The organism is Humibacter sp. (assembly GCF_051954055.1).
In the GTDB taxonomy this organism is placed as follows: Bacteria; Actinomycetota; Actinomycetes; order Actinomycetales; family Microbacteriaceae; genus Humibacter.
This window is the reverse complement of sequence record NZ_JBQCIE010000047.1, coordinates 1-6,301: the sequence shown is the minus strand read 5'-3', so window position 1 is coordinate 6,301 and position 6,301 is coordinate 1. Positions and strand designations below refer to the sequence as shown.

Sequence of the window (6,301 nt, the reverse complement as noted above, 5' to 3'; positions counted from 1 at the left end):
GCCGCGGCCGGGGGAGCGGGCGCGCTGCCCGGAGCGGCGGAGAGCCTGCCAGAGTCGGGCGACGTCGCTGACGGATTCTCCCGGGTGATCGTCTCGACCCAGCACGCGGCTGAACTCGTCGAGGCATTGCGCGACATCCATCCCGGGTCCGACGGTCCGGCCGACGAGGTGATCTCGTAGCGATGGCCTCCTCGCGGGCGAAGCGGTCCAAGGCCGGGCCGGCCCGCATCGACGTCGACTGCTGCATCGTCGGCGGTGGCCCTGCCGGGGTCATGCTCGGGATGCTCCTGGCCCGCGCCGGCGTTCAGGTCGCGGTGCTCGAGAAGCACGGCGACTTTCTGCGGGACTTCCGTGGCGACACGATCCATCCGTCCACGCTGCAGGTGCTCGACGAGCTCGGGCTGCGCGACGCGTTCCTCACGCTCCCGCACACCTCCGTCTCCACGCTCGATGCCGTCGTCGACGGCACGCGCATCACCCCCGTCGACTTCGACAGCCTGCACGGCCGCAACGACTTCCTGGTGCTCATGCCGCAGTGGGACTTTCTCGACTTCCTCGCCGAGCACGCGCACGCATATCCGGGGTTCCGGATGCGCATGAACACGGATGCCACGCAGCTGATCACCGAGGACAGCCGGCGTGTCACTGGGGTGCTGGCGACCGGACCAGACGGACCGGTCGAGGTGCACGCCGCGCTCACCGTGGCGGCGGACGGGCGGGACTCTGTGCTGCGTGCGGCATCCGGCCTGCCGTCCACCGACTTCGGAGCGCCCATCGACGTCGTCTGGTTCCGGCTGCCGCAGCCCGCTGATCGTCCGCCCGACACGCTGGGCTACATCGACGAGCACCGGCTCGTGCTGACCATTCCGCGTGAGGGCTACTACCAGATGGGGCTCGTCATCCCGAAGGGCGGCTTCGACGAGCTGCACCGCAAGGGCCTGGACGCGGTGCGCGTGGCGATCGTCGAGACGGCGCCGTTCTTGCGACCGGTCGTGGGCGAGCTGAAGTCGTTCTCGCAGCTCAAGCTGCTGTCGGTGCAGATCAACCGGCTCGAGACCTGGTGGCGTCCCGGGCTGCTGTGCATCGGCGATGCGGCGCACGCGATGTCGCCGGCGTTCGGCGTCGGCGTGAACTTCGCCATTCAGGATGCCGTCGCCACCGCCAACCGGCTTGCGCCGCTGCTGCGCGGAGCCGGCCCCGTCGCCGGTGCACGATCACCCGATCTGGATGCCGGGTGCGCGTGGGTGCAGCGCAGGCGGATGCCGCCCGTTCGAGCCATGCAGGCCGTGCAGCTGGCCGCGCACCAGGTGATCAACGGGGCCGGCGTGCAGCTGCCGACGCCGCTCGGCGAGCCGCAGCGCATCCTGCTCTCTGCGGTACTGCCTGTTGTACAGCGCCTGGCGGCACGGATGATCGGCCGCGGCTTCCGCCCAGAACACGTCGCGCCGCATGTGCGAGGCGCGACGACCCGATTCCGCTGAACGGCGTCGACGTCGTCCGCTCAGCCGGCGTCGCTCAGCGACGCGGAATGACCGGCGTCTCCAGGCTCGAAGGGCGCTCCGGGGACCAGTGGACCGTGAGCGTGCCTGCTGCGCTGGGTCTGTAGCGGGCGGGGAAGTGCCCGAAGAAGGGGTTGCGTGGCTCGAGGTACCGGCCGGCCAGGAGCAGCCGCAGGGAGTCACCGGCGCGGAACAGGGTGGCCGATGGCGTGAGTGGAATGCGCACCTCCACGATCTCGCCGGGGACGACCGGTTGCAGTCTGCGGAAGGTGTGCTCGGGCTGGTGCGGCGTGCTGCGTTCTGGATCGAGCTCACGAAACGCCACCCGCAGTCGACCCGATGCCACGCGGTCACGGCCGTACCCGTACGAGCCCTGGAACGGCACATATCGCGTCCCCGACCACTTCTCGACTCCGGCAAACAGCTCGGGATCGTCCGTTCCCTCGCACGAGACCCACAGCCTCAGCGCCATCGGGCCCGTGATCTCGGTGTCTTCATCGAAGTCGTAGCGGAATGCCAGCGAACCTCGTCGGAGATCGAACGAGGCGCTCCCGGCAGGGGCCCCTCCCGCGCTTTCCGAGCGCAGCGTGCCCCCTTCGGCGAGGCGCAGAGTCGTCCACGACGTTCGCTCCAGCGGCCACTCGCTCTCGGAGCGCACCTCGACGACGCGGTCGGCGGCGTCCCTCACCTCCAACCTCATCCTTGGCGGGGCGGGCACCTCGCGATGCCGTAGATAGCGGTCGAAGAACGCCAACTGGGCGCGCCTGGCGTCCTCGCCGTAGAACGTCGCCCACTTTCCGCCGCGGTGCAGATACGCGAAGCGGTCCTTCGACCCGGCGCGCTGGAACGCCCGCATCGAGCCGACGCTGTGCGGGTTGCCGTCGGAGAAGCTCGTGCAGACGAGCATCGGAACCGAGATCTTCTCGAGGTCGGGAGTCAAGGCGTCCCACCAGTCGTCCCGAAGCGGATGCCTCCGACGCTCGGCGGCGAGATCCGTCGAGACCCGTGCGACGCGTTTGGTCATGAACAACCAGATGCGGGCGAAGCCGTTCTCGACGATGCCACCGGGTGTGAAGAAGTCGCGATACGCGTCGGTGAATCCCTCCCACGGACAGATGGCTTTGAGCGACGGCGGATGCAGCGCTGCAGCCTTGTACTGCGAGATCGCGAGGTAGGAGACGCCGAGCATTCCGACCTCACCGGTCGACCACGGTTGCGAGCCCGCCCACTCGATCAGCTCGTCGATGTCGAGGGCCTCTTGATCGGAGAGAAGATCGCCCGTGCCCTCGGAGTGCCCGCCGCCGCGTGTGTCGGCATTGATGACTGCATAACCCTGCGACGTCCACCAGGCCGGATCAGGCGCCTCCCAGCTGGTCTCCGCCGAGAACCGGACCGGTCCTGACTGGTTCATGATGCGGTACTGCATGCTGAACGACCAACCGCGTCGCTTCTTCTTCGGCAGCACGTCCTTGCCGTACGGATGGGCGCAGAGGATGACCGGAAAGGTCCCGTCACCGACGGGCCGGTAAACATTGACCCGCAGCACCACGCCGTCGCGCATTGCGACTCCGACGTCATGGTCCTTGACCAGGTCATCCGCCGGGTAGACCGTGACCGGCGGCCGGAGGAATGCGCGGACCCGCCGCAGCGCGTAGGAGAAGGCCGCAGGCCTCCGCCAGGGGGTGTCAGCCCTCACGTCGTGATCGGGTCGCTCAGAAAGATCAGCACGATGCCGGCCAGCGGCAGGATGCCCTGGATGATCGCCGCACGGATGTATCGCGCCCCGGTGGTCACGAGTACCACGGCGGCCAGCACCATGCAGGTCATCGTGAAGAACACGAGCGTGAGCCCGATCGCGTGCTGCCCGACGCCGTACGCGATGACGCCGACGAGTGCGCCGATCGCGAGGAAGAGGTTGTAGAAGCCCTGGTTGTAGGCCATGGGCTTGGTGATGTCGGCGGACGCCTGGTCGGGAACCGCGAACCGTCTCCATACCCCCGGGCGAGTCCAGAACACGCTCTCCAGCACGAAGATCAGCACGTGGAGCACGGCGGCGAGTGCGACGACCAGGGTCGCGATCACGATCATGGGGTCAGCCTATTCCTGCGTTCAGGTCGCACTTTTCGTCGCCTCGAATGGCTTGAGGCGACAGAAACTGCGACCTGAACGAAAGATTGCGTCCGGCGTGTGCGCGCGTCAGCGATGCACGTCGACGACGGTGCGGCCGCGCACCTGTCCGGCGAGGATGCGGCCGGCGGCGCCGACGGCATCCTCGAGCCCGATCGTCTTCGTCATGCCGTCGAGCAGGTGCAGGTCGAGGTCGCGGGCTAGGCGGTCCCAGGCATCCTGCCGGCGCATGCGCGGCGCCTCGACGGAGTTGATGCCGGCCAGCGAGACCCCGCGCAGGATGAACGGCATCACGGTGGCCGGAAGGTCCGGCCCGCCGGCGACGCCGCACGCGGCGACCACACCTCCGTACGAGGTCTGCGCGAGCACGTTCGCGAGCGTCGTGCTCCCGACCGTGTCGATTGCACCGGCCCAGCGCGCCTTCTGCAGCGGTCGCCCCGATTCGACGAAATCGGCTCGGTTGAGAATCGCGGATGCCCCGAGCTCTCGCAGGTAGCCCGCCTCGCTGTCGCCTCGCCCTGTGGACGCGGTCACCGAATACCCCAGCTTTGCGAGCACCGCGATCGCCACCGATCCCACCCCGCCGGCCGCTCCCGTGACGAGCACGTCGCCGGAGGACGGCGTGACTCCGCCGTGCTCGAGCGCCAGCACGGCGAGCATCGCCGTGAAGCCCGCGGTGCCGACGGCCGCTGCCTGATGCAGGGTGAAGGCATCCGGAATCAGCACCAGCGCCTCGCCGCGCACGGCGGCGCGCTCGGCGAATCCGCCGTTCAGCGACTCGCCGATGCCGTCGCCGTTCAGCACGACGTGGTCGCCCGGCACGAAACGAGGGTCGGCGGATGCCCGCACCCGCCCGACGAGGTCGATCCCCGGAATGAGCGGCGACTTCCGCAGCACGCCCGGCCGTCCGGCGAGTGCGAGCCCGTCCTTGTAGTTCAACGCCGAGTACTCGACGTCCACCTCGACGTCGGCGGGCTCGAGCGCGTCGTCGTCGAGCGTGCGAAGGCGGGCATCGTGCTCGACGATCGCGCCGTTGTCGATCTGCTGGGTCACCTGGAGCGCACGAAACGACATGGCCTCAGAATAGGCGCGCTGAAGCGCCCGGCGGGAGCTTGTCAGCACCCGTCCCGCGTGGTATCCGCGTGCTCCCTCAGGCGGTCGGCGGCCGCCTGTCATCCGGGTTCTGAGAGGGCGCTTCCGCCGGCGGTGTCATGGGCATCGCGGTGGTCGGTGGTGCCGCGGGAGCGGCGCTCGGTGCGGCCGGCGACGCATACGAGCGCGCCGCTACTCCGCCCGAGGCGAAGTAGGCGTTCGCGGCGGGCACGTACATCAGCACGATCGCAACGATGATCACCACGATCTGCACGATGGATCCGGATGACGTGGAGTTGTACCCGGCAGAGAACCACGGCGCGATCGCGCCGATCAGTGACAGGATTCCCAAGATCGTCAGCGTGACGCGCGCCCAATTGCGGCCGTCGCGCATGCGGTTCACGATGACGAGCTCGATGATCGCGATGATGAAGACGAAGATCGCGAAGATCAGCACGACCGACCCCACCGCCGCGCCGGCCACGCCGCCGACCGCTGCGCCCGCGCCGAGCGCGACGAATCCGACGAAGAGCCCGAAGATCGCGACGATCAGTGAGACGATCGCGCCGATCAACCAGATGACGTATGCCGCGGTGACCGCTCCCGGCCGCTTCGCGGGTACTGCTGTGCTCATGTGATTCCCCCCATCACAGAATGCGCCGATGCCGGCATTCGCACAGCCTACTCGCGGCCTCGCGGCCGGGAGCGGCGATCACCTCGAGAACAGGCTGCCTCCTGCGCGCACGCGCGAGACGGCATCCACCGTCGCCGCCAGGATGAGCACGCCGCCGGTCACCGCGTAGTTCACGCCGGCCGGGAGGTTGAGCAGCCCGAGCCCGTTCGTGATGATCGCGATCACGACGGCGCCGATGGCCGCGTGCATCAGGCGTCCGCGTCCGCCGAACAGGCTGACGCCGCCGACCACAGCGGCCGCCACGCCGCTCAGCACGATGGAGACGCCGGCGGAGGGATCCACCGAGCCGACCTTGGAGATGCTGAACAGCTGCGACACGACGGCGAGGAACGAACAGATCACGAACGCCACCCACCGGATCGTGATCACCTTCACGCCCGCGCGCCTGGCCGCCTCGGCGTTGCCGCCCACCGCGTACAGGTAGCGGCCGTACTTGGTGCGGTCGAGCACGAACGTCCCGATCCACAGGATGGCGAGCGTGATCGGAACGACGATCGGCACGCCCTCCACCTTGATGAACCCGGTGCCGCGGTTCTGGCTGAGCAGGCCGACGACGATGCCGCCGACGACGGCGATCACCGCCACCTTGATCCAGACCAGCACGATCGCCCGGTTCGGCACACCGGCCCTCGTGCGCCGTGCCCGATCCCAGAACGAGGTGCCGATCGAGATGAGCACCATGATCGCGAGCATGACCCAGCCGCCCCAGATGGGCAGGTTGTTGTTCATGATCGCGAGGATGGCCGGATCCTGCACGTTGTACAGCCCGCCGTTGCCGATGATGATCAGCTCGAGGCCCTGGAACCCGAGGAAGAGTCCCAACGTGACGACGAACGACGGGATGCCGACTCTCGCCACGAAGAACCCGATGAACGCGCCGGTCGCGAGG

7 protein-coding genes are annotated in these 6,301 nt (G+C 68.6%); 2 read left to right on the top strand and 5 right to left on the bottom strand.

The features are described 5' to 3' along the window. Both ACTHNC_RS05975 and ACTHNC_RS05970 read left to right on the top strand, forming a co-directional pair. A partial coding sequence (locus tag ACTHNC_RS05975; protein WP_440293687.1) for a hypothetical protein occupies positions 1 to 180 on the top strand: 180 nt, incomplete at its 5' end. Between the two features lie 2 nt (positions 181 to 182). Next, positions 183 to 1,481: an FAD-dependent oxidoreductase gene (locus tag ACTHNC_RS05970; protein WP_440293686.1), complete on the top strand. Its 1,299-nt coding sequence runs from the start codon at positions 183 to 185 to the stop codon at positions 1,479 to 1,481. 34 nt (positions 1,482 to 1,515) lie between these two features. Here the strand turns inward: ACTHNC_RS05970 and ACTHNC_RS05965 are convergent, their stop codons facing one another. The 5 genes from ACTHNC_RS05965 to ACTHNC_RS05945 form a co-directional block, all read right to left on the bottom strand. Then, complete coding sequence (locus ACTHNC_RS05965) at positions 1,516 to 3,195, bottom strand: CocE/NonD family hydrolase (protein WP_440293685.1); 1,680 nt, start codon at positions 3,193 to 3,195, stop codon at positions 1,516 to 1,518. Then, positions 3,192 to 3,587 carry a DUF1304 domain-containing protein gene (locus ACTHNC_RS05960; protein ID WP_440293684.1) on the bottom strand — a complete coding sequence of 132 codons (396 nt, stop codon included), beginning with the start codon at positions 3,585 to 3,587 and terminating at the stop codon, positions 3,192 to 3,194. Before ACTHNC_RS05960 ends, ACTHNC_RS05965 begins: the two co-directional genes overlap by 4 nt. A gap of 108 nt (positions 3,588 to 3,695) precedes the next feature. Next, positions 3,696 to 4,700: an MDR family oxidoreductase gene (locus tag ACTHNC_RS05955; protein WP_440293683.1), complete on the bottom strand. Its 1,005-nt coding sequence runs from the start codon at positions 4,698 to 4,700 to the stop codon at positions 3,696 to 3,698. Between the two features lie 76 nt (positions 4,701 to 4,776). Next, entirely contained in the window at positions 4,777 to 5,352 is a 576-nt protein-coding gene (locus ACTHNC_RS05950; protein ID WP_440293682.1) for a hypothetical protein, read from the bottom strand. A gap of 78 nt (positions 5,353 to 5,430) precedes the next feature. Further along, positions 5,431 to 6,301: ABC transporter permease subunit (locus ACTHNC_RS05945; RefSeq protein WP_440293681.1), on the bottom strand; the 871-nt coding region annotated here is incomplete at its 5' end.

Bases quoted from the DNA above. Each gene is read 5' to 3' on its own strand.
- ACTHNC_RS05970 (WP_440293686.1), top strand. From the start codon at position 183: ATGGCCTCCTCGCGGGCGAAGCGGTCCAAGGCCGGGCCGGCCCGCATC.
- ACTHNC_RS05960 (WP_440293684.1), bottom strand. From the start codon at position 3,587: ATGATCGTGATCGCGACCCTGGTCGTCGCACTCGCCGCCGTGCTCCAC.
- ACTHNC_RS05955 (WP_440293683.1), bottom strand. From the start codon at position 4,700: ATGTCGTTTCGTGCGCTCCAGGTGACCCAGCAGATCGACAACGGCGCG.
- ACTHNC_RS05950 (WP_440293682.1), bottom strand. From the start codon at position 5,352: ATGAGCACAGCAGTACCCGCGAAGCGGCCGGGAGCGGTCACCGCGGCA.